The organism is Amycolatopsis sp. NPDC049688, assembly GCF_040674975.1.
Classification (GTDB): Bacteria; Actinomycetota; Actinomycetes; order Mycobacteriales; family Pseudonocardiaceae; genus Amycolatopsis.
In genome coordinates this window covers 1-25,958 of sequence record NZ_JBFANY010000015.1, presented here as the reverse complement: position 1 = coordinate 25,958, position 25,958 = coordinate 1, and the positions used below count along the sequence as shown (strand labels likewise).

General features: G+C 70.9%; 18 protein-coding genes. 8 read left to right on the top strand and 10 right to left on the bottom strand.

Annotated elements, in window-relative coordinates:
* Positions 1 to 59: 59 nt before the first annotated feature.
* Entirely contained in the window at positions 60 to 1,604 is a 1,545-nt protein-coding gene (locus tag AB0J55_RS34790; protein WP_364258435.1) for a sensor histidine kinase, read from the top strand.
* A 45-nt stretch (positions 1,605 to 1,649) separates the two neighbouring features.
* Here the strand turns inward: AB0J55_RS34790 and AB0J55_RS34785 are convergent, their stop codons facing one another.
* Together AB0J55_RS34785 and AB0J55_RS34780 are read right to left on the bottom strand one after the other, a co-directional pair.
* Positions 1,650 to 3,581, bottom strand: coding sequence for a S53 family peptidase (locus tag AB0J55_RS34785; protein WP_364258432.1), 1,932 nt, complete (start codon positions 3,579 to 3,581; stop codon positions 1,650 to 1,652).
* Between the two features lie 304 nt (positions 3,582 to 3,885).
* Positions 3,886 to 5,022 carry an ROK family protein gene (locus AB0J55_RS34780; RefSeq protein ID WP_364258429.1) on the bottom strand — a complete coding sequence of 379 codons (1,137 nt, stop codon included), beginning with the start codon at positions 5,020 to 5,022 and terminating at the stop codon, positions 3,886 to 3,888.
* Between the two features lie 62 nt (positions 5,023 to 5,084).
* Here AB0J55_RS34780 and AB0J55_RS34775 point away from each other — a divergent pair, with 62 nt between their 5' ends.
* On the top strand, positions 5,085 to 6,299 hold the full coding sequence (locus AB0J55_RS34775) for a trehalase family glycosidase (protein WP_364258425.1): 1,215 nt from the start codon (positions 5,085 to 5,087) through the stop codon (positions 6,297 to 6,299).
* A gap of 58 nt (positions 6,300 to 6,357) precedes the next feature.
* Here the strand turns inward: AB0J55_RS34775 and AB0J55_RS34770 are convergent, their stop codons facing one another.
* On the bottom strand, positions 6,358 to 8,130 hold the full coding sequence (locus AB0J55_RS34770; protein ID WP_364258422.1) for an alpha-L-fucosidase: 1,773 nt from the start codon (positions 8,128 to 8,130) through the stop codon (positions 6,358 to 6,360).
* Between the two features lie 442 nt (positions 8,131 to 8,572).
* Between AB0J55_RS34770 and AB0J55_RS34765 the strand changes: the two genes are divergently transcribed.
* Entirely contained in the window at positions 8,573 to 9,757 is a 1,185-nt protein-coding gene (locus tag AB0J55_RS34765) for a glycoside hydrolase family 88 protein (protein WP_364258419.1), read from the top strand.
* Between the two features lie 351 nt (positions 9,758 to 10,108).
* Here the strand turns inward: AB0J55_RS34765 and AB0J55_RS34760 are convergent, their stop codons facing one another.
* From AB0J55_RS34760 to AB0J55_RS34745, 4 genes are all read right to left on the bottom strand, one after another.
* Complete coding sequence (locus AB0J55_RS34760) at positions 10,109 to 11,590, bottom strand: glycosyl hydrolase family 28 protein (RefSeq protein WP_364258416.1); 1,482 nt, start codon at positions 11,588 to 11,590, stop codon at positions 10,109 to 10,111.
* Between the two features lie 297 nt (positions 11,591 to 11,887).
* The gene (locus tag AB0J55_RS34755; RefSeq protein ID WP_364258413.1) at positions 11,888 to 12,514 is read right to left on the bottom strand and encodes a TetR family transcriptional regulator; all 627 of its coding nucleotides are present in this window, start codon (positions 12,512 to 12,514) and stop codon (positions 11,888 to 11,890) included.
* A 25-nt stretch (positions 12,515 to 12,539) separates the two neighbouring features.
* A complete protein-coding gene (locus tag AB0J55_RS34750; protein ID WP_364258410.1) occupies positions 12,540 to 14,111 on the bottom strand; it encodes an alkaline phosphatase D family protein in 1,572 nt (523 codons plus the stop codon).
* Between the two features lie 31 nt (positions 14,112 to 14,142).
* On the bottom strand, positions 14,143 to 14,799 hold the full coding sequence (locus AB0J55_RS34745; protein WP_364258407.1) for a hypothetical protein: 657 nt from the start codon (positions 14,797 to 14,799) through the stop codon (positions 14,143 to 14,145).
* A 112-nt stretch (positions 14,800 to 14,911) separates the two neighbouring features.
* Between AB0J55_RS34745 and AB0J55_RS34740 the strand changes: the two genes are divergently transcribed.
* The 4 genes from AB0J55_RS34740 to AB0J55_RS34725 all read left to right on the top strand — a co-directional run bounded on the left by AB0J55_RS34740 (position 14,912) and on the right by AB0J55_RS34725 (position 21,608).
* Complete coding sequence (locus tag AB0J55_RS34740) at positions 14,912 to 17,845, top strand: BTAD domain-containing putative transcriptional regulator (protein WP_364258404.1); 2,934 nt, start codon at positions 14,912 to 14,914, stop codon at positions 17,843 to 17,845.
* A 56-nt stretch (positions 17,846 to 17,901) separates the two neighbouring features.
* The gene (locus tag AB0J55_RS34735) at positions 17,902 to 18,846 is read left to right on the top strand and encodes a pentapeptide repeat-containing protein (RefSeq protein ID WP_364258401.1); all 945 of its coding nucleotides are present in this window, start codon (positions 17,902 to 17,904) and stop codon (positions 18,844 to 18,846) included.
* A gap of 87 nt (positions 18,847 to 18,933) precedes the next feature.
* The gene (locus tag AB0J55_RS34730; protein ID WP_364258399.1) at positions 18,934 to 20,157 is read left to right on the top strand and encodes a hypothetical protein; all 1,224 of its coding nucleotides are present in this window, start codon (positions 18,934 to 18,936) and stop codon (positions 20,155 to 20,157) included.
* A 215-nt stretch (positions 20,158 to 20,372) separates the two neighbouring features.
* Positions 20,373 to 21,608, top strand: a complete 1,236-nt coding sequence (locus AB0J55_RS34725) for a glucuronyl hydrolase (RefSeq protein ID WP_364258396.1) — start codon at positions 20,373 to 20,375, stop codon at positions 21,606 to 21,608.
* A gap of 39 nt (positions 21,609 to 21,647) precedes the next feature.
* Here the strand turns inward: AB0J55_RS34725 and AB0J55_RS34720 are convergent, their stop codons facing one another.
* Entirely contained in the window at positions 21,648 to 22,106 is a 459-nt protein-coding gene (locus AB0J55_RS34720; protein WP_364258393.1) for a DUF4396 domain-containing protein, read from the bottom strand.
* A 258-nt stretch (positions 22,107 to 22,364) separates the two neighbouring features.
* On the opposite strand from AB0J55_RS34720, the gene AB0J55_RS34715 reads away from it, so the two are divergent.
* Positions 22,365 to 23,381, top strand: a complete 1,017-nt coding sequence (locus AB0J55_RS34715) for an autoinducer 2 ABC transporter substrate-binding protein (RefSeq protein WP_364258390.1) — start codon at positions 22,365 to 22,367, stop codon at positions 23,379 to 23,381.
* A 3-nt stretch (positions 23,382 to 23,384) separates the two neighbouring features.
* Here the strand turns inward: AB0J55_RS34715 and AB0J55_RS34710 are convergent, their stop codons facing one another.
* Both AB0J55_RS34710 and AB0J55_RS34705 read right to left on the bottom strand, forming a co-directional pair.
* Positions 23,385 to 24,647, bottom strand: coding sequence for a hypothetical protein (locus tag AB0J55_RS34710; protein WP_364258387.1), 1,263 nt, complete (start codon positions 24,645 to 24,647; stop codon positions 23,385 to 23,387).
* Positions 24,644 to 25,408, bottom strand: a complete 765-nt coding sequence (locus AB0J55_RS34705) for a hypothetical protein (RefSeq protein WP_364258385.1) — start codon at positions 25,406 to 25,408, stop codon at positions 24,644 to 24,646. The genes AB0J55_RS34710 and AB0J55_RS34705 overlap by 4 nt, the downstream gene beginning before the upstream one ends.
* Positions 25,409 to 25,958: the final 550 nt, after the last annotated feature.

Genomic DNA, 25,958 nt, shown 5'->3' with positions numbered 1-25,958 from the left:
GGTTAGCCGTTACCGGACTGCGTCACCCACGGGCCAGGACCCATCGGGAGGGTCGCCGAGTGCAGCACCCACGGACCGCGGCGATGACCGCCCTGCTCGCCGCCGGGTGTGCGCTCGGCGTGGTCGCGCTGACGCTCAAAGCCGGCGAAGGCACCCACCCGGCGCTCGACACCGCGCTCAGCACCACGACCGGGTTCCTGTTCCTGCTCGCGGGCGCGGTCGCGCACGTGCGGCGCCCGGCCAACCCGATCGGGGTGCTCATCGCCCTCGCCGGCGTCGCCCTGTTCCTGGAGGACCTGCAGTTCACGCGGAACCCGGTGCTGTACACGATCGCCGTGCCGCTGCGGGCCGCGTCCAGCCCGGTGATCGCGCACCTGGTGCTCGCGTTCCCGCACGGCAGGCTCCGCTCGCGGTGGGAACGGCTGCTGGTGGCCGCGGCGTACGTCGTGGTGCTCGGCATCGGCGTGGTCGGCTTGCTGACCGACGACGACCCTCGGGACCTGCTGGCCGTCACGGCCGACTCGCAGGCCACCCCCGTGGTCGGCCGCGCGCTCGGCCTCGCCGCGTCGGCGATCAGCGCGGGCGTGGTGGTCGTGCTGCTCTACCGGTGGCTGACCGGGCGGCTGCCGCAGCGCCGGCTCCTGTCGCCGGTGGTGGTGATCGCGCTGGCCGGCGCGCTGACGTCGGGCGCGGGCACGGCGCTGGGCGACGCGCACCCGCTGTCCGAGCCGCTGCTGCAGGCGTACCGGATCCTGTTCTGCCTTTGGCCGCTCGCGTTCCTGGCCGGGGTGATGCGCGCCCGCGTCGGCCACGCCGAAATGGTCCGGCTGCTGCTGGAGCGCGACGGCACCGGGCTGGCCGCGCTCGTGCAGGACGACGAGGTGTGGAAGGACAGCCGGTCGATCGACGCGCTCAGCGCGGCCGCCGGGCTGGTCCTGGACAACCAGCGGCTCACCGCCGAGCTGGAGCAGCGGCTGGCCGAGGTGCGGGCGTCGCGGGCGCGGCTGGTCGCGGCCGGCGACGAAGAGCGCCGCCGCCTGGAGCGCGACCTCCACGACGGCGCCCAGCAGCGGCTGGTCAGCGTCGTGCTGCTGCTGCGGATGGCCGGCCGGTCCGGCGACGGGCTGCCACCGGAGATCCGGGCGCTGCTCGCCGGCGCGGTCGACGAGCTGCAGACGGCGATCACCGAGCTGCGCGAGCTGGCCCGCGGCATCCGCCCGGCGATCCTCACCGAGGCGGGGCTGGTCGCGGCGGTCCGGTCGCTGGCCGACCGGATCCCGATGGAGGTGGCCCTGGCGGTCGGCACGGTGCCACGGCTCGACGCGGCGGTGGAGGCGACGGCGTACTTCGTGACGTCGGAGGCGCTGACCAACGCCCTGAAGCACGCGCGGACCGAGCGCGCCGACGTCCGGATCGCGGTGACCGGCACCGAGCTGCGGGTCGAGGTGCGGGACGCGGGCGTCGGCGGCGCGGACCCCGAAGGGGGTTCCGGGCTGACCGGGCTGCGCGACCGCGTCCAGGCCCTCGGCGGCGACCTCTGCGTCACCAGCACCCCGGGTGGCACCACGGTCACCGCCGTCATCCCCCTCGCCGGAAAGCCGTGAAGGCCACGCCGAGGGATCCGGCGTGGCCTTCACGGTGGTGCTGAACTAGACGAGCAGCAGGAACAGCAGCCCGTTGGGGGTGCCGAGGCCGGTCACGTCGTCGTAGCCCGGGGTGGTGTGGATGGTCAGGCCCTGGTAGTCGAGGGTCCGGACCGAGTGGAGCAGGCCGTCCGACGCGTCGACCGAGTTCGCGTAGTCCACGCGGGCCACGGCGGCGTCCACGTGCTTCACGTCGCTGATCGCCGGGGTGCGCGAGGTCAGCTTGTAGATCACGGGGTTGATGAAGCCGTGGTGGAAGTGGTCGAAGCTGTCGGCCACCGCCATGATGCCGGCGAACACCGGCGACGCGAGGCTCGTGCCGCCGATCCGGTACTGGTCGTAGTAGGCGCCGTCCGGGAAGGTCTGCGTCTGGCCCACCAGGAAACCGGTGTTCGGGTCGCCGACCGCGGAGATGTCCGGGACGACCCGGCCCTTGGTGTTGCCGGTCTGGTTCTTCTTCGCCAGCGCGTCCGGCACGACACCCTTCTGGTAGAAGGGCTGCGTGAACAGGCGGCTCGTGCCGCCACCGGAACCGCTGGTGTAGAGCGCCGGGCCGTAGACCCCGTTGGTCAGCGTCGACTTGCTGGTCTCCCAGCCGGTCTCGAAGATCTTCTTGCCGTCCTTGCCGATGGCGATGGACGTGCCGCCGACCGCGGTGATCCACGGCGCCGAGGCGGAGAAGTCCGGCGACGGCGTGCCGAGGCGCGCGACCTCGTCACCGTTGTCGCCCGAGGAGAAGTAGACGCCGATGCCCTCGAGCACCGCCTGCAGCGAGATCTGGTTGAAGACCTTGACCTCGTCGGCCGGGATGTCCTCGCCGGTGTCGCCGTAGGAGTTCGACACGATGTCGGCCTTGTGGCCGGCGACGACGTAGTTCAGCGCGATGTCGAGCGAGTTGTCCTGGCAGTCGGAGCCGCCGACGTACAGGATGTTCGCGCCCGGCGCGAGACCGTGCGCAGCCTCGACGTCGAGGGTTTCCTCGCCGTACCAGCCCGCCGCGTCGCACTGGTCCGGCGGCTCGAGGTCCGGGTTCACCGGGAAGACGTGCTGCGAGAACTGGCTCTGCTTCAGCGGGTGCTGCGGGTCGTTCTTCTTCGCGTACGTGCTCGCGTCGGAGTAGATGGTCGGCGAGGCGAACGCGTCGACGATGGCGATCGTGGTGCCCTTGCCGTCCGCGCCGACCTTGTCGACGCCGTAGGCCGAGCGCAGCTGCGCCGGGGTGTAGCCGCAGGGGGCGTACGGCAGCTGCTTGCCGTTGTAGGCGGGATCGGTGGTGTCGATCTTCTCGCCGTAGTAGGCGCTGCACGGCCGGGCGTTGCGGAAGCCGGGGCCGGGCGGGACGTCGGACGGCGTCCCCGAGCCGGTGGCGTGGTCCGGCTTGAACAGGTTGGTGGCCTGGTCGACGCCGACGACCCCGAGGACGTCGCCGGCCAGGTTCGCCGGCACCGACAGGTTCTTGTCGGCGGCGCGCAGCGTCTGGCCCTTGACCCGGTACTTGCCGAGGTCGACCGCGAACGCGTTCTCGGTCTGGGCGGCGGTGCCGGTGGCTTCGACGTAGGCGCGGTTCGACGGCACCTCGCCGATGCTGAACCCGTTGCCGGTCAGCCACGACTTGACCGCGTTGACGGTCGCGTCGCTGGCGGCGAAGCGGTCGCGTACCTGGTCGGGGCTGAGGTACTGCCGGTAGGTCGCGCTGTCCGGGTCGGACACGGCCTGGGCCAGCGCCTCGGCGCCGGCGTTGTCGCGCTGGTTCAGGTAGACCCGGAAGCTCAGCTTCGCGGCGGGCGCGGTGTCGGCGACCTTCGCCTGCGCGTTCGCCCACAACGGGTGCGACTGCGGAATGTCCTGACGCCCCTGCGCGGACGCCGTGGCCGGCAGGGTGCCGGTCAGGCCACCCACCACCGCGAGCGAAAGGAGCAGGGTGGAGCTTCTTCGCACAGAAATCTCCCTCTTCGAAAGCGGCCCCCAGGAAATGGGCCTTGGAACACCGGCTGAGACTAGATCGGTGTTCCGCTCCCGGGAAGTGCTTGCGGAACCGTTATGTGGACAGGAATTCGCGGCCCGTGAACGGTGGTACGGAAATCCGATTTGTCGCGGGAAAAACGCGAGGTATATTACTCGCTGGGCCTTAAGTCCGGTTCGTGGCGGTATCGCGGACCACGCTCGACGGCCGCCCGCCACCTACTAAAGTCGGTCGCTCCGTCCACTCGGGACAGTCCGCCCGGTGACGGTAGTTCGGCCGTCACGCCAGCCGCCGGTCCACCTCGGCGGGCGCGAACACCGCGTCGACGACCATCGCCACCGCCCCGCCCACCGCCATTCCCTCCCCACGGCCGCCGATTTCCACGCGCAGGTTCTGCGTCGCCCGCGGCAGCGCCCGGCGGTACAGCACCTCCCGCACACCGGCCACGAAGTGCGGTTCCGCCAGGTCGCCCGCGATCACCACCACACCCGGGTTGACCACGCAGACCAGCGTCGCCAGCACCTCCCCCACCTGGCGGCCGGCCACCTCGGCCAGCCGGACCGCCGCCGGCTCCCCCGCCGCGATCCGGTCGCGGACGCCCGAGCCCGAATCCGTCGGCAGGCCGAGCTCGGTCAGCCTCGCCGCCAGCGCGCCGCCGCCGGCGACCGCCGCCAGGCAGCCGCGGGAACCGCACAGGCACTGCGCCTCCGGGTGCTCCGGGAGGCGGATGTGGCCGATGTCGCCCGCACCGCCGTCGATCCCGCGGTAGACCTCGCCCCCGAGGACCAGGCCGGCGCCGATACCGGTGGACACCTTGACCACGACCAGGGCGGCCGAGCCGGGGTACCGCGCCCGGTGCTCGCCCAGCGCCATCAGGTTCGCGTCGTTGTCGACCAGCACCGGGGCGCCGAACCGCGCGCCGAGGAAGGCGTCGATCGGGTAGCCGTCCCAGCCCGGCATGATCGGCGGCCGGCGCACCCGGGCGCGGCCGGGCTCCACCGGGCCCGGCACGGAAACGCCGACGCCGCACACCGGCCGGTCCGCCTCGGCCCGGAGCTCCTCGAACCACCCCGCGATCCGGTCGAGCACCGGCTCCGGGCCGTCGGCGACCCGCAACCCGCCCGCGCGGCGCGCGAGGACCCGCCCGGCCAGGTCGGTGACGGCCGCTTCGGCGTGCGTCGTGTCGACGCTCGCGGCGAGGACGACGGCGTGCCCGTCGTCGAAGCGCAGCTGCCGCGCCGGACGGCCGCCAGTGGAGTCCTCGTGGTCGCCCTCGACGAGCAGGCCCGCCGTCTGGAGCTGCTCCAGGCGCGCGGTCAGCGTCGAACGGGAGAGCCCGCTGCGCACCTGGAGGGCCTTGCGCGTGCTCGCCTGGCCCGTCCGGACGAGCTGCAGCAGCTCCCCGGCGCTCGTCATCCCGCGGCCTCCTTCGGACTTTTGTCCATTGACAAGACACAAGTCGGAGATAGATTGGACATATGAACGTAACATGGGAGCGGGCCGAGGCTGTCCTGGCGGGCAACTGGCTCGGCGCGTCCACCGTGCCCTCGCGTTCGCTCTACCCGCACCAGTGGAGCTGGGACTCCGCCTTCATCGCCTTCGGACTGCGCCACCTGGCGCCCGCCCGCGCCCGCCGCGAGCTGCTGACGCTGTTCGCCGCGCAGTGGCCCGACGGCCGCGTCCCGCACATCGTGTTCGACCCGGCGACACCGCCCGAGGCGTACTTCCCGGGGCCGTCGTTCTGGCGCGCCGGCCGGACGTCGGGGCTGGTCCAGCCGCCGGTCCACGCGCGCGCCGCGCTGGCGGTCCACGAGGCCGCACCGGACCACGGGTTCCTCGCCGCGCTGTACCCGAAGCTCGTGGCCTGGCACGACTACCTGCGGACGCACCGCGACGCGGGCGGCCGCGGGCTGGTGGCGATCGTGCACCCGTGGGAATCCGGCATGGACAACAGCCCGGCCTGGGACGGCCCGCTCTCGCGCGTGCACCCCGCCACCGGGTTCGTCCGCCGCGACCTGGCGCACGGCGACGCCGCCGACCGGCCGGGCGACGACGACTACGGCCGGTACGTCCGGCTCGCCACGGACTACCGGGACAGCGGGTACCGGGCCTTCGGGGACTTCGTCGTGGAAGACCCCGGCTTCAACGCCCTGCTGGCCGACGCCGAGCTGGCGCTGGCCGCGATCGCCGACGAGCTCGGCCTGCCCTCCGGCGCGCACCGCGAAGCCGCGGCACGCATCGAGAAGGCGTTGCAGGAAACGCTGTGGGACAACGGCTTCTTCTTCGCCCGCGACGTCCGCACCGGCTCGCTGATGCCCGAGTACACGTGCGCGGGCCTGCTGCCGCTGGTCCTGCCGGACCTGGCGGTCGCCCCCGCCCTGGTGGCGGCCGCGACCGGCCCGCGCTTCCGGCTCGGCCGGGTGCACGGCATCCCGAGCCACGACCTGACCGCGCCGGGCTTCGACCCCGGCCGCTACTGGCGCGGGCCGTCGTGGTTCAACGTCGGCTGGCTGATCCGGCAGGGCCTGCTCCGCCACGGCGAGCACGCGCTGGCCGCGCGGCTGCGCGACGACCTCGTCGAAACCGCTTCCCGGACCGGCTTCGCGGAGTACGTCGACCCGCTCACCGGCGCCGGGCACGGCACCCGCTCGTTCAGCTGGACCGCGGCCTTGACCGTGGACCTGCTGGCCTGAGGGGCGGGCCACCCAGCCGCGTCGGGGGCGGCTGGGCGGCCCGCCCGCTCAGATCACCTCAGCCGGCCGCGGTGGCGTAGTCGGAGCCGACCCAGGTTTCGTCGATCCGCAGCCGCTTGTAACGCGAGCTGTCGCTCGAAGCGGCGTACGTGCTCGTGACCTGCAGCCGCACGTACCGGGCGTTCACCGCGGTGAGGTCGACGAACTGGACGCCGCGGTGGCTCGGCAGCGTCCCGGACTTCACCGCGCTGCCCCAGTCCTTGCCGTCGTCGGACACGAACACCTTGTACGCCTTGATCCGCGCCGACTGCTCGCTGTCCGACCGGGCGTAGCTGACCGAGTCCTCCCGCTGGTTGATGCCGAGGTACTGCACCTTCTTCGCCGTCCCGAGGTCGTAGTCGAGGTTGACCGGGAGGGTCTTGTTGTTGTCGAAGTAGGTGAGGTAGTCGCCGTCGCTCGCGGACTGTCCACTGTGTCCACTGGCTGACGCGCTCGCCTTGAGCGTCACGGTCTTCGGGTCGTAGGTGCCGGTGCGGCCCGCCGTCTCGACCTTGAACACCGTGTCGTAGGTGTCCCAGCCGGACAGACCGGTGAGCGTCAGGCTGCCGCCGCCCTGGCTGAACGCAATCTCGGCGCCGGTGCGGAGGTTCGTGACGCGGCGGATGCGGTAGCCGTTGTCGCGGATCTTGAGCGTGCTCCCCGACGGCTTGGTCAGGACGTGGACGTACTGCGTGTCACCCTTGATGGTGATGACGCCGTGGGCGCCGTCGTTCCAGAAACCCGGCTGCATGCCGCCGTACATGTACCCGGCGCCCTGGGTCCCGCCCAGGGACTCCCAGATCGCGTCGAGGTAGGTGTTCGCGAAGTTGTTGAACGCCTCCTGGTTCGACGGGAACTTGCCGTTCACCATCGCCGTCTCGGCCATCAGGGACTTGATCGACGAACCCGAGTTCGTGACGAACCGGCCGATGTTGAGCATCTTGTTGACCGCCGAGTTGGACCCGCCGTACCACCACGAACCGGTGTCGGGGAGCTTGAAGCACGCCTCCGTGAGCCGCGGCATCGCGGTGTAGGTCGCCTGCGGGTAGTCGTAGGACGGGGTCATGCCGGTCTTCTGCTCGTTGCTGATCGTGTCCATGATCGGCGTGTCTTCGTTGTTGTTGCTGAGCAGGTAGTCCGGCCGCTGCTGGTAGATCTGCTGGTACAGGTCGTGCGACTCCCAGTAGGCGTTGTCGTTGTCGATCCAGAAGCCACCGAGATCGGGGTAGTTCTTCATGACCTCGAAGAAGTTGTCGTAGCTGAACTGCCCGAAGCCGTCCTGGCTGTCGAGGTTCACGGACTTGCCCTTGTACTTCGAGTAGCCGTCCGAGTCGAGCCACTCGTGGCCGCCCTCGTCGTGCCACTGGGCGTCGTTGGTCATGTAGAGGATGACCTTGAGGCCCTGGGGCTTCGCCGCGGCGATCAGCTCGCCGAGGAAGTCCCGCTTCGTGCTGCAGCTGCCCGGGATCTTCGACGGCCAGGCCCGCGAGTAGCCGAGGCGGCTGTGGAAGGAGGCGAGCACGAGGTAGGACGCGTGCAGCTTCTTGGCCTCGGTGACCCAGTAGGCGGGACTCCAGCCGCCGTCGGTGATCGCCTTTTCCCAGGCGCTGCAGCTGGTGTAGCCGGGGGACGTGCGCATGCCCCAGTGCAGGAACAGCCCCGCCTGGCTGTCGCGCAGCCACTGCTGGGAGGGTTTCTGCAGGTCGGCCGAAGCCGGCGCGGCGATGAGCCCGGACACCGCCAGCATCGACGCGCACGCGACGAGCACCCGGCGGAGGAACCTGTCTGCCATGAAGACCTCCATTGGTCTGGTCCATCCGGTGGTGTACTCCTCGCCGCAACGGCTGGTCAAGGCTTAGATCCGACCTTTCCGCGGAGTTTCGCTGGCCGGTACATCAGTGTTGCGGCCGTTCGGGTTAAATATCTGATATATGACACGAGAGATCCGATCTCTCTTGACTCGGCCTCCCGGAGGCGAGTAGATGTTTTCTCCGGAAGCGCTTTCGCTTCGAGACCATCGCTCCGGCGACACGGGCAGCACGCCGCGCCCCCCAGAGCTGGTCGGGATGCCGACGGACGGCGGATCGGCATCCCGGCCACCCTTCCACCGCGTCGCGGGGCCGGTGAGGCTTGTTCAGCCGTCGGCCGCCGCATGACTTTGCAGCCCGGCTGCGGTGCGTGGGCGGGGTGCGGCGGCCTGACCAGAACAAGCCTCAGCGCACGAAAGGACGACGATGTCCGAACATCCCCTTCGCCCGACCCGGCGCGCGGTCCTGGCCGGCACCCTCGGCGCCCTGGGCGCGCTCGCCGCGGCGGGTCCCGTCGCGCGGGCGGCGGACCGGCTGCCCCCGATCGGCGGCACGGCGCCCACGGACTGGTCGCGCGCGGTGATCGACTCGACGATGAAGCGCTACACGCCCGACAAGATCGGCGGCTGGGGCTACACCCTCGGGCTGTACCTCTACGGGCAGTACCTGTTCTACAAGCGCACCGGCGAGAAGAAGTACCTCGACTACATCGTCGCGTGGTACGACCGGTTCATCACCGACAGCGGCATCTCGAACAGCTTCAACAACCTCGACTCGATGCGCTCGTGCCAGATGCTGCCCCTGCTGTACGCGGAGACGGGCCGCAAGAAGTACAAGACGGCGGCCGACCAGCTGCGCAAACGCTTCCCGTCCTACCCCCGCACGTCCGACGGCGGTATGTTCCACGCCACCAGCAAGGTCGGCCAGCTGTGGGGCGACGGCGTCTACATGGCCCAGCCGTTCCTCGCGCTGTACGGCGCGGCGTTCGGCGACGGGGACTACTGCTTCGAAGAGTCGGCGAAGAACATCGTCGTGTACTTCAGCCACCTGCGTGAACCGGCGAAGAACCTGCTCTACCACGCCTACGACGAGGACGGCTCCGAGTCGTGGGCGTCCGGGAGCGGCCACCACTCGAAGTACCACTGGGCGCGGGCGATCGGCTGGTTCGGCATGGCCACCATCGACATCCTCGAGGTCCTCCCGGCCGACCACCCGCGCCGGCCGGCCCTGATCGACGTCGTGCGGTTCCTGGCGGCCGGCTACCAGCGGTACCAGGACGCCTCGACCGGCCGCTGGTACCAGGTCGTCGACCGCGGCGGCGACTCGAAGAACTGGCTGGAGACGTCGGCGTCGTCGATGTACACGTTCACGATGGCCCGCGGCGTCCAGCGCGGCTACCTGCCGTCGTCCTACCAGGCGGTGGCGGACAAGGGCTACGCCGGCGTGCTCCGCAAGGTGTCACTCGGGTCGGACGGCCTGACGAACATCACCGACATCTGCGAAGGCACCAACGTCGGAGACCTGTCCTACTACTACGGCCGGGCCCGCAAGACCAACGACTTCCACGGCCTCGGCGCCTTCCTGATCATGAACGAGCAGTACAGCCACTGACCCCCGTCACGCCGCAGAAGGGGCCCCGGCCAACCAGCCGGGGCCCCTTCGTCATGTGCGAAAAGGGTCGACACGCGTGCTTGAGCAGTCGACACGCGTGATTGGGAGGTCGACTCGCGTGATTGAGGGGTCGACACGGCGGAGCCGGCGAGCGCACCCGTGTCGACCCTCCAATCACGCGAGTCGACCCTCCAATCACGCGAGTTGACCCTCCAATCACGCGAGTCGACCCTCCAATCACGCGAGTCGACCCTTCGATCACGCGAGTTGACCCTTCGATCACGCGAGTCGACGCTTTGATCACAGCGAGAGGCCCCTTCCCGCGGAGCGGGAAGGGGCCTCGGGTGGTTGTCAGCAGGTTGAGGTGGAACTCGAGGTGTTGATGCGGAGGGCGGAGCCCGACGTGGTTGCCGAGTCCTTGACGCAGTAGCCCGTCACCGACTGGAAGCCGATGTCGAACGGGCTCTTCGAGCCCTTCTCCGCCGTGAAGTGGTCGAACGTGATGTCCGAGCTGTTGTTGACGATGCTCGCCGGGCGGCCGTCGTCCTTGGCGAACTCCACCGAGCTGTTCACGAACCGGATGCCGTCCGCGTAGTGCACGTACCAGCCGTACGACGGGCGGGTGCCGATGCTCTTCGGGTTGTAGTCCGTCGCCGTGTTGCTCGGCACGCCCGTGCCCATCGTCCCGTTGCCGCCCGGCACCGAAAGCTTCACGCCGGTGAACGTGACGTCGGAGACGCGGTGACCGCTGTCCGCGCCCCAGATCGTCGGGCTGAAGTTCGTGCCGGTGTGCGTCCCGGTGACGTTGTCGAACGTGATGCCGCTGATCGAGCCGACGCCCGGGCTGTTCCCGCACCGCTTCCGCGTGCCGATCTTCATCATGATCGGCGAATACGTCCCGGACATCGTGATGTCGCGGTAGTGGACGTCGGAAATCTTCGCGCCGTCCATCGACACGATCCCGATGCCCGATTTGTGCGCGCCGGTGATCGTGATGCCGGAGAACTGGTAGCCGGTGAAGTCACCGCACGTCTCGGACCCGAACATCAGGGCGTTGCAGCAGACCGCCGACAGTTTCGCGCCGGTCACCGTGACGTTCCCGTTCGGCAGTTTCGCGCCGAGCGCGTAGTCGCTTTTGAACACCAGGGCGTCGTCGTTCGCCGCGATCGTCGCGTTGGTGATCGTGACGTTGGTCGTGCTGATGATGTTCCAGCCGTCGCGGTCGCTCGCCGTGTCGATGGTCAGGTGGTCCGAAACGACGTTCTTGCAGCCGTTGATCAGGGCCGCGAAGTGGCCGCCGCGCCGCAGCTTGATGCCCGACAGCGTCAGCCCGTCACACCGGGTGAGGGACAGGATCTTGTCGGCCTCGCCGGACTTCGGGTTGCCGGTGATGAGGTTGCCGCCGCCGTCGATCGTGCCGGCGCCGGTGAAGCCGATGTTCGTCAGCTTGTCGCCGTAGAACATCGCGTTGTGGAAGTGGCTGTGGCCGTAGTCCTGGTATTCGTCCCACTGGTTCGACTCGGGTTTGTCGTAGGTGTCCGCACTGGACCCGGTGATCGTCGCGCCCGCGTCGAGCTGGATCGTCACATTGCTCTTCAAGTGGACGGTGTTCGCCGACTTGTAGTTCCCCGAGGTGAACCGGACGGTGCCGCCGCCGGCCGCACCGGCCGCCGCGATCGCCTTGTCGATGGCGCCGGAATCGTTGGCGGACCCGTTTCCCTTGGCGCCGTAGTCCTTGACGTCGTAAACACCGCCGGGCGCGGCGGCCGAAATTCCGGCCCCCGCCACCACCAGTCCCGCCACCGCGCAGGAGATCAGCAAGAATCTTTTCACCGTGAAACCGCCTTGTCATGGAACGAAAAATTCGGCATGACGGCGGAACACCCAGATTACGAGTGGCGCGATCGGACTGTCAAGATCGTCGGGCTCGGGGGACCCGCGCCACCCCCAGTCGGACGCGGGTCCCCCGGTGTTTCGGTGCGCTGGAACCGCGGCGGCGGTCCGGTGGGGACGCCGGAGCCCGCCGGCTCCGGTGTCCCTTCAGGAATTTTCGCAGTCTACCTTCGGGAAGCCCGGGGATACCGTGTGTTTTTCACGGTCCGGGCCGTGAATCCGTCATGATCGGGCGCCTCACGGGAAGCCTGCTCCGGACGTCAGCAGGGTGAACGCCCGTTCGGCCGCCGCGACGGCGTCCGTAAAGCGCACCCGGGCGGGCACACCGGCCGCGACCGCGTCCATGTTGGCCGTGGCCAGCGCCCGCCGCACCGCCACGATCTGCGCCGCGGCCAGGCTCGCGTCCAGCGCCGGGACGCCGGCCTCGCCGAGCGCGGCGGCCAGCGCCGCCTCCCCCGCGCCGGTGAACCCGGCCAGCCGGGCCACCAGCGCCGGGGTTCCGGTGACCAGCCGGAACACCGCCAGGACAGCCGGGGCGTCGCACAGGCCCGTCACCGGCTCCCGGGCTTCGAGCCCCCGCAGGAACGCCTCCCGCAGCGCGGCCAGGGGCCCCTGGCCGGCCCGCCGGGCGCGGACGACGTCCGCCGCGTCGGTCTCGTGGTCGGCGAACCGGTGCAGCACCAGGTCCTCCTTGGTCGGGAAGTAGGCGAACAGGGTCCGCTTGGACACCTCGGCCGCCCGCGCCACCTCGGCGACCCCGACGGCGTCGAACCCGCGCTCCAGGAAGAGCTCGATCGCCGCCGTCGAGATCGCCGCCCGCGTGCGGAGCTTCTTGCGCTCCCGCAGGCCCAGTTCCTCGGTCATGTCACGGAGCGTAGCGCCCGGGGCCCTAGACCTTCTGCAGGCCGGGCGTGCCCGCTTGCACTACGTAGCTGACGTCGTTCTTGATCACCACCGACGCCGGGTCGTAGACGCTCGTGTCGGACGTCGTCATGAAGTCCGCCCGCATCTGCTCCGGGGTGGTGGTGACGCGGACGTACCCGCGCTCGCCCTTGCAGTACTTGACGTGCGGGTTGTTCGCATACCAGGCCGCGCTGGGCGCCGAGGCGGTGTCGCTGTTGCTCGTGACCGACGTCGTGACCAGCTCCGAGCCGATGACCGGGGCACTGTGGTCGAAGTAGTCGAGCCGCAGGTCGGCGGCCCAGTGCCGGTGGACGTCGCCGGTGAGCACGACCGGGTTGGCGACCTTGCGGTCGACCCAGCCCTGCTGGATCCGGTTGCGGGAAGCCTCGTAGCCCTGCCAGGAGTCGTTGCTCTCGCAGGTGGCCTTGTTGCCGTCGGAGTCGCGCGTGGCGAAGAAGACCTGCTGGCCGAGGAAGTCCCAGGTGGCGGGGTGCGACTCGAACTGCTTGAGCAGCCACGCCTCCTCCGTGGCGCCCAGGATGCTGCGGGAGGTGCTGCGCATGTCGGCGCAGGCCGGACCGGCGTCGCCGGAAGGGTCGGGCACCTGGGCGCTGCGGTACTGGCGCGTGTCGAGCATGTGGAACCGGGCCAGGTTGCCCCACATCAGCTGCCGGTACAGCTGGATGGACGCGCCGTTGGGCTTGGCCGTCGACCGGATCGGGGTGTTCTCGTAGAAGGCCTGGAACCCGGCGGCCTTGCGCGCGGCCGGGGCGGGCGAGGTGGTGCCGTTCCAGTTGTTCATCACCTCGTGGTCGTCGAAGACGACGATCCAGGGCGCGATCGCGTGGGCGGCCTGCAGGTCGGCGTCGGTCTTGTGCTGGGCGTGGCGGGCGCGGTACTGCGCCAGCGTGGTGACGTCCTCGGTGAAGGCCAGGCTGCGCGGGTTGCGCTCCTGCGCGGTGCGGCCCGACTTCTTTTCGTAGATGTAGTCGCCGAGGAACAGGACCAGGTCCGGGTCGTCGGCCACGATGCCCTTGTACGCGTGGTAGTAGCCCTCCTCCCAGTGCTGGCAGGAGCTGAAGCAGTACTTCAGCTGGTTGACCGCGGCCCCGGCGGCGGGCGCGGTGCGCGTCCGGCCGACCGGCGAAATGAAGCCGGAGCTCTTGAACCGGTAGAAGTACTCGCGGGCCGGCTGCAGCCCGGCCGGTTCGATGTGGACGCTGTGCCCGGACGCGCTGACGGCGTTGACCGAACCGCGCTGGACGATCGAGCTGAACGCTTCGTCGTTCGCGATCTCCCAGTCGACCGCGTAGGTGGCGTCCGGCATGCCGCCGAAGCCGTCCGGGTTGAGCGGCGAAGGGGCGAGCCTCGTCCACAGCACCACACTGTCGGGAAGCGGATCGCCGGAGGCGATGCCGAGCTGGAAGGGGTCGCGGATGGGGGGAGCGGCGGCCGTGGTGCGGGCGTTCGCCCACGACGGCAGCGCCGCCGAAGCCGCGGTGGCGGTGACCGCGGCGAGCCCGCCGAGGAGCACCTTGCGCCGGTTGACCTGACCCATGGGAAAGCCCTTTCTCGTGGTGGATGCGCGGTCAGGCCGCGTAGTCGGTGATGCCGTCGCTGCAGGACTTCAGGTCCGGCTTGGCGGTCGTGTAGTTGGCGACGCACACCTTGTAGAAGAGCCAGGTGCCGCGCGGGACCGGGACGGCCTTGTCGACCTTCGTGCCCTCGCCGCCGGAGTTCCAGACGTAGAACGGCCCGGCGCCGCCCTTGAGCCAGTAGGCGACCACGGCGGAGTAGCCGTCGGAATTCGTGTCGTAGACCAGGAAGTGCGAGTCGGACGAGCGGTACTGCGCCTCGCCCGCGCAGGCGTCGGCGCACTGGCCGCTGCCCGTGCCGACGCCGCAGTCGGGCGCGATCCGCGTGTCGGAGTTGGTGTAGACGTAGGTGTCCGAAATGTACCCGCCGAGCGCGGGCACGTAGTCCCACAACGTGCTCGTCCCGTAGGTGCCGGTCACCGACGAGCCGGTGACCTGGCAGTCGATGGCCACGGTGGCGCCGTTGGCGACGGTCTTGACGGCCGTGGCACTCGCGGTGGGTGCCCGGCGGACGTTGAGGGGGTCACCCGCGGTTTTCACGGTCCCCCCGGCCGAGGCCGACGCTTCGACCGCGCCGCCGGCCAGGAGCGCGCCGACCGCGGCCAGTACCAGCCCGGAGCCGGCGATACGCCGGAGTTTCGAAGGCTTCATGGCGGCAGCCTGAGCCAGGGCCGTACACGTCCCGTACAAAGCGCGCACGTGTGCGCACAGACACTCCGAACGGATCTATCCCCTGCGCCGGACGGGCCTTAGAGTCCGGGACATGGGGGAACTCATCGGGCAGGTTGAGACCACCTCGCTTACCATCTGCGTCCTCGGTCCGCTGGAGGTCACCGCCGCCGGGCGGGTGATCGCCCTCGGCGGCCCGAAACCCCGGCTGCTGCTGGCCGCGCTGGCCCTGCAGCCCAACGTCGTCGTCTCGACCGACGTGCTGGTGGAAGTGCTGTGGCCGGAATCGGCGCCGCGGTCGGCCGCGGCGAACATCCGCACGTACGTGCATTCGCTGCGAAGACGGTTCGCCGAGATCGACGCGGGCCTGGGCGAGCGGATCAGCAGCCGGGCGTCCGGCTACCTGCTGACCGCGGAACCGGACGAACTGGACCACCTCACCTTCACCGCGCTGGCCGGTGAAGCGCAGGAAGCGCTCGACGGCGGCGAAGCCGAGACGGCGCTGAAGCTGATGGACCGTGCCGACGCCCTGTGGCGCGGCGAAGTCCTCGAAGGGCTGCCGCACGACCACAGCTGGGGCGCGACCGTCGCCCGGCTCACCGAACTGCGGCTGTCGGTGCAGGAACAGCGCCTGCGGGCGCGGATCGGGCTCGGCCGCTCCGGCGAGGCCATCGCCGAGCTGCGCGGGCTGGTCACCGAACACCCGCTGCGCGAGGAGCTGTGGGCGCAACTGGTCGTCGCGCTGCGCGCCGCGGGCCGGACCGGCGACGCGATCGAGGCGTACGAGTCGGCCGAGCGGGTGCTGCGCGAGGAGCTCGACGCCGAACCGGGCGCCCGCCTGCGCGAGCTGCGCGCGACCCTGGTGCCGGAAACCGCCGCCGTCCCGCGCCCGGCCGACGTGGCCCCGGTCTGCCAGCTGCCCCTGGACCTGCCGGACTTCACCGGCCGCGACGCGCTGATCCACGACGTCGTCACGCTGCTGCAGAAGCGCGCGGACTCCGGTACGCCCGCCGTCGTCGTGCTGTCGGGCGCGCCCGGCGTCGGCAAGTCCGCGGTCGCCGTCCGGGTCGCGCACGCGGTCCGCGACGAGTTCCCCGACGGGCAGTTGCACGTCGACCTGGCCGGCACGTCGTCGTCGCCGCGGGCGCCGATGAGCGTGCTCGCCGAACTGCTGCGCACGCTGGGCATCCCCGACGCCGGCCTGCCGCGGGAGCTGGCCGAGCGGTCGGCGCTGCTGCGGTCGCGGCTGGCCGGGCGCCGGATGTGCGTGGTGCTCGACGACGCCGGCAGCGCGGCCCAGGTGCGGCCGCTGCTGCCCGGCGCCGGGGCCTGTGCGGTGCTGGTGACCAGCCGGCTGCGCCTGCCCGGGCTCGCCGGCGCGATGCCGGTGGACGTCGACCTGCTGCCGGAGGCCGAGGCCGCGCGGCTGCTGGAGGGCATCGTCGGCGCCGAGCGGGTGGCGGCCGAGCCGGAGAGCGCCGCGGCGATCCTGCGCCAGTGCGGGCACCTGCCGCTGGCGATCCGGGTGGCCGGCGCGAAGCTGACGCACCGGCCGGGCTGGACGCTGCGGCTGCTGGCCGACCGGCTGGGCGACGAGCGCCGCCGGCTCGACGAGCTGCGCGTCGGCGACCTCGCCGTCCGGGCGAGCGTGACCCTGTCCTACGACCTGCTGCCGATGTCGGCGGCGACGGCGTTCCGCGGGCTGGGCCTGCTCGGCCCGGTCCAGTTCCCGGCGTGGGCGGTCGCGGCGGTACTGGGCCGCCGGGAGGCCGAGGACGTGCTCGACGTGCTGGTCGACGGCCACCTCGTCGAGCTCGTCGGCTCCGACTCGGCCGGGCAACCGCGCTACCGGCTGCACGACCTCCTGCGCGTGTACGCGGTGGAGCTCGCGGAGCGCAGTGACGCGGCGAAGACGCGGGCCGGGCTGCGGCGGGTCCTGGAGGGCTACCTGGGCCTCGCGCTCGAGGCGGCGCGCCGGATGCCGCTGCACTTCTTCGGCATGTACTGCGACGACGAGCTGCCGCGCCCCGCGGTGCCCGGGAACGTCCTGCCCGAGGACCCGGCCGAGTGGTTCGCGGCCGAGCGGCGCACGACCGTCGCGGCGGTTTCGCTGGCCGCCCAGCAGGGTTTCGACGACCTGGCGTGGCAGCTGGCGTCGGCGCTGACCCCGTACTTCGACCTGCGCGGTCCCCAGGACGACTGGCACAGCACCCACCTGGTCGCCCTGGCCGCGGCCCGCCGGACCGGTTCGGTGCGGGCGGAGGCGATCGTCCAGCGCAACCTCGGGCAGTACCTGCTCTACCAGGACGAGTACGCCGAGTCGCGGGTGGCGTTCGAGGAGTCGAGAAGGCTGTTCGAGTCCCTCGACGACGCCCAGGGTGTCGGTGTCGCGCTGACCGGGCTGTCGACGATCCTGCGCATCGAAGGCGAAGACGCCCTGGCGCTCGACCACTGCCACGAGGCCCTGGAACTGTTCGCGGAGGCGGACGACCCGAACGGCGAAGCGGTGGCCCGCCTCGGCGCGGGCGCGGTCTGGATGGCCCGCGGCTGCTACGCGGCGGCGAAGCGCTGGATCACCGACGCGCTGGAGCTGTCGGCGTCGATCGGCGACCGCCACCGCGAGGCCCACGCACTCAAGCGGCTGGGCCTGCTGTTCCAGCACCAGGGCAACCTCGCGGCGGCCCGCGAGCACGTCGACCAGGCGATCGCGATCTTCACCGACCTCGGCGACGATCATTGCGTGGGGTACGCGAACCAGAACCTCGGCGAACTGTGCCTGCACAGCGGGGACTTCGCGCACGCGCAGCTGCTGCTGGTGAACTCGCTGGCGGTGCACCGGCGGAACGGGGACCGGCGCTCGGAGGCGGAGGTGTCGCAGCTGCTCGGGGAACTGCACCGGGCGCTGGCGCAGCCGGAGCGGTCGCGGGACTACTCGGAGCGCGCGCTGGCGATCTGGCGGGAGCTTTCGACGCGGCCGGCGGAACCGGCGAACGTCGTGGAGGAGCGGCCGCACATCGTTTCCGCCTGAGCCCACCACGGCGAAACCACCGTTCCGGAAGGCACCGGTGGCCTAAGATCCCCGCCGTGACCTCGACGTCCCGGCGCGGGCAGACCACCGGACTCTGGCCGATCAGGAGACACCTCGCCGCGGTCGTCCTGATCGGGCTCGGCGTGTTCGCGGCCGCGACCGCGCTTTTGTGGCTGGCACTGGGCCTGCCGTCCGCCCCCGGCCCGGACACCCGGCTGAACGTCATCAAGGTCGCGTTGTCGGTCGTGGCGGGCGTCGGCGGGGTGGTGGCGCTCGTCGTCGCCTACCGCAAGCAGCGCATCGGCGAAGCCGCCGAAGCACGCGAGCACATCAAGGTCCTGAACGAGCGCTTCGCCACCGCGTGCGCCCAGATCGGCCACGAGAAGCCGACTGTCCGGCTCGCCGGGGTGTACGCCATGGCGAGCCTCGCCGACGAGTGGGCCGAGCAACGCCAGGTGTGCATCGACGTGCTGTGCGCGTACCTGCGCATGCCGTACGAGCCCGCGCTGGATTCGCCGTGGTACCACGACGAGGAGACCGAAGTGCGCTTCTCGATCACGAGCGTGATCAGCGACCACCTCCGCCCGGGCGCGCCGGTCGGCTGGCAGGGCCACGAATTCAACTTCCTCCGGGCCATCCTCCGCTCCGCGGACTTCGCGGACATCCAGGTGACCAGCGGCCGCCTCCTGTTCAGCCTGGCCCGGTTCGGCCGCGGCTGGACGTCGTTCGACGGAATGCACGTCAGCGGCGGCGAAGTCTGGTTCGGCGGCGCGACGTTCGGCGACGGCGCCCGGGTGACCTTCGACAACGCCGAGTTCAGCGGCGGCCGCGTCCGGTTCGAGGGCGCCGCCTTCGAAGGCGGCGAGGTGATCTTCCGCGGTGCCCGGTTCACCGGCGGCGAGGTCGACCTCTCCCAGGTCGGTCCCGACGACTACACGACACCTCCGGTGTTCGATCCCTGGGAGACCCCGCCACCAGGACTTCGGTTACCCGGCGCCTGACGCACAATCTCCTTGTACGGATCGTGTACGCCGCCCCGTCAGTCTTTCGCCACCTTCGAAACAACAGGTGCGAGAGGAGAACCGGGGATGATCCGGATCAAGATGACCGGCCGCGTGACCGCGGCGGTTCTGGCCGCGGGGGCGGTGACGGCGCTGGCCGGAGGCCCCGCCCAGGCCGCGACCGCTCCGTCGGACAGCAACTGGACCGCCGACTTGTCCACTGTGGACACCGATGACGTCAACGTCACCGGCGCCGGCGGTGCCCTGACCCTGACCGACGCCGCCTGGCACAGAACCGAACGGGTTTTCGCCGGCAGCGAGGGCAGCCTGACCACCGCCGTGCACAAGCTCGGCTCCGCGTCGAACCGCGTCAGCGCCGAACTTTCCGCCGACACGCCCAAGGGCACCTCGGTCGACGTCGACGTCCGCGGCCGGACCGGGGTGAACGACTGGACCGAGTGGACCCCCGCCGGAACCGCGCTGAAGAGCGCCGTCAGCGAGGTGCAGGTGCGGATCAGCCTGCACAGCACCACCGACGGCGTGCGGCCGTCGGTCAAGAGCGTCGCCCTGAGCGCCGACAGCGTCCCGCAGGCGAACGCGCTGGCCGCCACGGCCGCGCTCACCTACAAGATCTACGCCACCCGTGAGGGCCTCACCGGCCAGACGACCGCCAACGGCCACGTCATCACCAGCCGCGACCACTTCGTCGCGCTGCCGTCCGGGCGTGCCCTGTCCGGCAAGGGTTCCGGCACCTACACCGTGCGCGTCTGCAAGACCGACGGCAGCCGGTGCGAGTACGCGCCGGTGTGGGACGTCGGCCCGTGGAACACCAAGGACGACTACTGGAACCCGGCGTCGGTGCGCGCGGAGTACAAGGACCTCCCGCAGGGCCAGCCCGAGGCGTACGCCGCCTACCACAACGGCTACAACGGCGGTAAGGACGACCTCGGCTACAAGGTCGGCAACCCGGCCGGCATCGACCTCGGCGACGGCGTCTTCTACGACGGCCTCGGCATGTCCGACAACGGGAACGTCAACGTCACCTACCTGTGGACCGGCTCCGGCCCCACCGGGGTCGTCAGCACCGCCGGCGACCCGATGAACGTCCGGGCGAGCGCCAGCACGTCGGCGGCCGTCAAGGGCCTCGCGGCCAACTACGCCAAGGTGAACATCGAGTGCTACGTCGAGGGTGACACGGTCGCCGGCAAGTTCGGCACCACCAACATCTGGGACCGGATCGGCCCGAACAACTACGTCTCGGACACCTACGTCCAGACCGGTTCGGACGACCCCGTCGCGCCGCACTGCTGACCCCCGATCGTCGCGCGGTTGACTGCCCTCACCCTCGCGACCCGCGAAGGCCCGGTGTCCCCCGCCGGGCCTTCGCCCTTTTCCGGAACCATTCCGCTCACCGGTACATCAATTCACAACCATGAACAGACTTCCGCCGGGTGTACAACGGGCGGGCGATCGTGCCAAAATTCCGGGCACTTCCCTCCCACGGATTCACGGAATGGCGGGCACCTGTGAGCGTTTCCCGGAGAACCCTGCTGACCACCGCGGCCGGTGCCGCGGTGGCGGTGAGCGCCAGTACCCCGACGGCCGCTTCCGCGGCCACTCCCGATGCCTCCGACCAGGCATCGGTCACCCGGACGCTCCGCCAGGCGGCCGATTACGCAGTGGCCAAGCTCCGCGCGGTGGCCCCCGGTGTCACCGCGTTTCCGGTCGGCACGAAGTTCGAGAAATGGACCTATTCGCAGAACGGCGACTGGGTCGGCGGATTCTGGCCCGGCCAGTTGTGGCTGGCCTGGCTGTACAGCGGCGAGGAACAATTCAAGGCCCTCGCGCTGGCGTCCGCGGAGAAACTCGCGCCGCGCCAGAACGACACGAGCACGCACGACCTCGGGTTCCTCTTCTACCCTTCGTGGGTGACCGCGTGGCGGCTCACCGGCGACGAGAAGTGGCGGGCGGGCGCGGTACAGGCCGCGTCGTCGCTGATCAAGCGCTACAACCCCGCCGGCGGCTTCATCCGGGCGTGGGGCGCACTCGGCGATCCGAACAACGCGGGCCGCGTCATCATGGACACGATGATGAACCTCGACCTGCTGGCCTTCGCGAGCAAGCAGAGCGGGGACCCGAAGTACCTCGAGATCGCGGTCGCGCACGCGAAGACGGCGCAGCGGAACTTCGTCCGCCCGGACGGGTCCACCCCGCACGTGTTCGACTTCGACCCGGTCACGGGCGCGCCGATCGGGCCGAACACCGTGCAGGGCTACAGCCCGGCGTCGTGCTGGTCGCGCGGGCAGGCGTGGGGCGTCTACGGGTTCACGACGATCCACCGGCGCACCGGGGACGCGGAGTTCCTGACCACCGCGCGGCGCCTCGCGGACTTCGCGCTGTCCCACCTGACCCCGGACCACGTGCCGGTGTGGGACTACCTGGCCCCGCAGGCGCCGAACGACGTCAAGGACGCTTCCGCGGGCGTGATCATGGCGTGCGGCCTGCTGGACCTCGCCGAGCTGACGCACCGCCCGCACTACCGCGAAAGCGCGCTGCGGATCCTGACGGCGGTGTCGCGGACGTGCCTGACGACGAAGTCCGCCCGGGCCGAGGCGAGCGTCGCGCGCTGCACCCGCAACCGGCCGAACGAGGACGGCGTCGAGGTGTCCCTGCCGTACGCCGACTACTACCTGCTGGAAGGGATCCTGCGGGTGCTCGACCGGCGGCGGGTGGACCGCGCGATCGACCTGTCGAGCGTGTAGCGGCGTCCGGGGAGGCCGCCACCTCCCCGGACGCGTTGTTCAGTGGTGCTGGTGGTGTGCGTGCACCTTGGCGTGGCCGAGACCGCGCCCGATCATCCACTTGTTGACCGGCACCGTGACGACGAACGCGATCGCCAGCGAAAGCGCCAGCGACAGCCAGAACAGGAAACTGGCCAGGCCGGCGTCCATCGCCCCGGGGATCGCCACGACCACGGTGTTGTCGATCAGTTCCATGACGGCGATCGACACGGTGTCCGCGGCCAGCGCGACCTTGAACGCCGCCGCCGCGCCGAGCCCCGACTTCAGCACGCCCCGCATGGTCAGGCCGTAGCCGAAGACGAAGGCCAGCACGATCGACAGGACGACCGTCGCCGCGTTGTGCAGGCCGAACGCCGTGCCCAGCACCATGCCGAGCACCTCACCGATGGCGCAGCCGGTCAGGCAGTGCAGAGTCGCCTGGATCGCCGTCGCCCACGAAGCCCCGTGCTGTTCGTTCATGACGGCGACTATACCCCCCAGGGGTACAAGAGGGACTGTCTTTGTGACACCGGCCGCCCCACCACGGAAGGGTACATTGTGGTCGCGGAGCGTGATGGACACCGCCGACCAGGGGATCTGCACTGAAACCGCCCGGAGCAGAGCTCACTTCCGTAACCCTTTGCGCACATCCCGTTGACCACAGTTATCCGGGGCCCTACGTTCGCCCTTGGTCTTCACCGTGCGCAGACCGATCGAAGCAGTGAGGAATGGGTGGGGATGCGAGGGCCGACGAAGACCTTCCGGCTGGTCGCGACGCTGCCGCTGGTCGCGGCGCTCGCGCTCGGGGGCTGCTCGGACCAGCTGGGCAACGCGCCCGCGCCGTCGCCGGCCCGGATCGAGTTCGTGCCCAAGGTGCGGGGCATCCCGTACTTCGACGCGATGGACACCGGCGGCCTCGAGGCGGCGAAACAGCTGGGCGTGGTGTGGCACACGACCGGACCGTCGACGACCGACCCGGCCGCGCAGGTGACGATCCTGCGTGACCTGATCGCCAAGAAGGTCGACGTCATCGTGGTGGCCCCCAACGACCCGGCCGCGCTCGCGCCGGTGATCGCCGAGGCCAGGGCCAAGGGCATCCACGTGCTCACTTCGGACACCGACGCGCCCGGCACGCAGCGTGAGGTGTTCGTCAACCAGGCCAGCGCGCGGGGCATCGGCACCGCGCTCGTCGACGCGCTGATGGCGAAGACCGGCGGCACCGGCCAGTACGCGATCGTCTCCTGTGGTCAGGCCGCGGCGAACCTCAACTCGTGGATCGCGGTCCAGAAGGAGTACGCGGCCGAGCGCTACCCGAAGGCCGAGCTCGTCGAGACCGTGTATGCGGGCGAAGACGAAGACGCCGCGACGACGCTGGCGAAGCAGCTCATGGCCGCCCACCCCGGCCTGACCGGGCTGGTCGGCGAGTGCACGACGTCCGCGCCCGGCGTCGCGAAGGCCGTGGGCGACCAGCAGAAGATCGGCCAGGTGTTCACCGTCGGCGTCGGCACGCCGCAGGCCATCAAGCCGTACCTGCTCGACGGCTCCTGCTCGCAGTCGGTGCTGTGGAACGTCGAATCGCTCGGCTACCTGACCGCGTGGACGGCCAAGCAGGTCGCCGACGGCAAACCGCTGAACCCGGTCAACAAGGTCAGCCTGGAGCTGCCGGCGGTGAAGTACGACGCCCCGTCGAAGACCGTCCTGCTGGGCGACCCGCTGCTCATCACCGCCGACAACGTCGACCAGTTCAAGTACTGACCCTCACCGGTGCCGTCGCACGTGGGAGACCGCCGCGCCCCCGCCGAGCACGAGGATCAGCGCGGTCAGCCCCCAGCGGCGTTTCTCCTGGGTCCGCTTGCCACTGTCCGAGGCCACCACTTCGGCCTTCTTCGTCGGGCGCGCAAGGGGTGACGGCGAAGGCGACGGCGGCGGCGGTTCCGGAGTGGACGGCGCCGGGGTGACCACCGGGGGCGCCGGCGTGGGGGACGGCGACGGCGGCAGGACGACCGGCTGCTCCACCGGCGGCGGTTGCGGCGGGGGCGGCGGCTCCGGAGCCGGCGTGGGGGTGGGCGACGGAGACGGCGGGTTCGGGGACGGGGACGGCGAGGTCGTCGGTTTCGGCGTCGGTGTCGGTGTCGGCGAGGGAGCCGCCTCGGTGTAGCACCCGGCCGCGTCACTGCTCACCAGCGGCGGCCCCGACGCGACCTCGGCGGCCTGGCCCGAACCGTCGCGCGGGAGGCGGTAGGTGACGCTGCGCTGCCCGTCGTGGTTGCCCGTGGCGTAGATCGCGCCGGGCGCGAGCACCACAGCCCCGTAAGCGCCGCCGGGCGGGAACCCGGGCCCGGGGACCACCGCGACCTTCCCGGTCGCCGGGTCGAGCGTGACGACCGGGCTGTCGCCGTGCGAGGCCGCCGCGACGCCGTAGAGCAGGCCGTCCGCCGGGTCGAAGGCGAAGTCGTCGACGCCGACGGCGAGGGCCACCGGCCGCAGCGCGGTCCGGTGCACCACCCGCAGGTAGTCCCGTCCCGCCGGGTCGATGTCCACTGTGTACAGATCACTGCCCTGCCGCACGTACCAGCGGTCGCCGTCGATCGCGCCCGCGGTGGCCCCGGTGACCAGGCTCCACACCGGACGCCGGACGCCCGCACGGCCGATCACGCCGAGGTCGGTGACGGTGCCGGCGGCGTCGATCCGGACCGCGTGGGCGCCGTCGTGGTACCGGCCGGCGCGGGTGCCGTCGGCGACGCCGTAGACGACGTCCTGCGCGCTCGCGTACCCCATCGCGTTGATCCAGTAGCCCGCCTTGGTGACCCGGCGGGTGATCCCGGCGGGCAGTTCCAGCAGCCGCAGCGTCGTCGGCGCGCCTTCGCGGACGTTCTCCGCCTGCAGGATCGTGCAGGTGTCCGGGGCAGCCGCCGGGCGTCCGGCCGGCTGCGGCGCGAGCCAGCCCGTCGCCGCCAGCAGCGCCGAGACCGCCGCGGCCACGCCGAGCATCGCCGCCCAGCGGGCCCGCGTGCCGGTCAAACCAGCCTTTCCAGCGCCGAGGTGAACGCCTCCGGCGCCACCTTCGCCCCGCCGCTGAACGGGTTCTGCAGCTGGTAGATGGCGAACAGCAGCAACGTGATCGTGCCGGCCAGGGTGGACACGATGATGATGTGCGCGGCGAGCCGCGTGCCGCCGAACAGATTGGGCAGCAGGATCGCGGTGATCAGGCTGCCGAGGACGAGGGCGAACCAGACGACGGCGCCGACCCCGCCGGCGCCCGAATGGGACAGCCGCTGTTCGCGGGCCTGGTAGACCGACCAGAGCTGGTTGCTCGCCTCGGTCTTGCGGTCCAGCAGCCAGTCGTCGTCGGCCGGGGCCTCCGCCACCGCCCGGCGCATCTGGTCGAGCTGCGTCGCGCCGGTCGCGGGCACCGGGCCGCCGTCGGCCAGGCGCGGCCACTCCTGCTCCTCGACCGTCCGCGCGTACGCGGCGGCGAGCTGGTGCACCCGGTCCTTCGTCTCGGCCGGCAGCGCGTCGGCCGCCCAGGTGGCCGCGACGAGGCTGTCGGCCTCGGTCTGCGCGTTCTGGCTTGCGTCGCTCACCGAGTCGTACAGCGAGATGAGCACGAAGGCGACCAGGACCGCGTGCAGCCCGCCGACGATCGTGAACACCTGGCCCGCCGCGTCGTTGTTGTCGGGCCGGCCCTCGTCCCAGCCGAACCGGCGCACCAGGTACGCGATCACGCCCGCGACCGCGGCCGCGCCGGCCACCCAAAGACTGCCGGCCAGGAAGATGTTCATCCGGGTCCTTTCACCCGCGGTGCGCGCGGGAAGTGCCACCGGCCCATTCGGCGGCCGGGGAACGTCAAGTTAGCACCCATTTCCGGACGGGCAACGGGCAATTGCCGAATTCATCCTGGTGGCCGCGCGACGGCCGCGGAGATCGCCGGTTCGGCCCAGTTCCGGCGTCCGGGGGCCACTTCCCCCGCACCCCCCGCGACCACGGATTACGCGGCTGGGCCGCGATCTTCACGACCGAGTGACAGCCGGGGACAGCCGGTGACCACGGCGTCCCGGAATGATCAAGCCCGGCGCTCGGCGATTGGCTCGCAGACCCGATCGTGTCATTGTGCGGCCCGGCGCGGTTGCTATGTTGATTTCGCGGCGCCATGCAACCGCGAAATCGAGGAATAGCACGTCAAGACCGGCGCGTCCGCGGGACGGGCGCGTGCCGATGCGAACTGATTGGGTGGTTCTCGCTGTGACTGTCACCGATCCGGTGGATGCCCTGAACACCGACGAGCAGGCGCCGTCGAGCCTGAGCCGGGCCGCGGCCCGCACCCTGGCCACC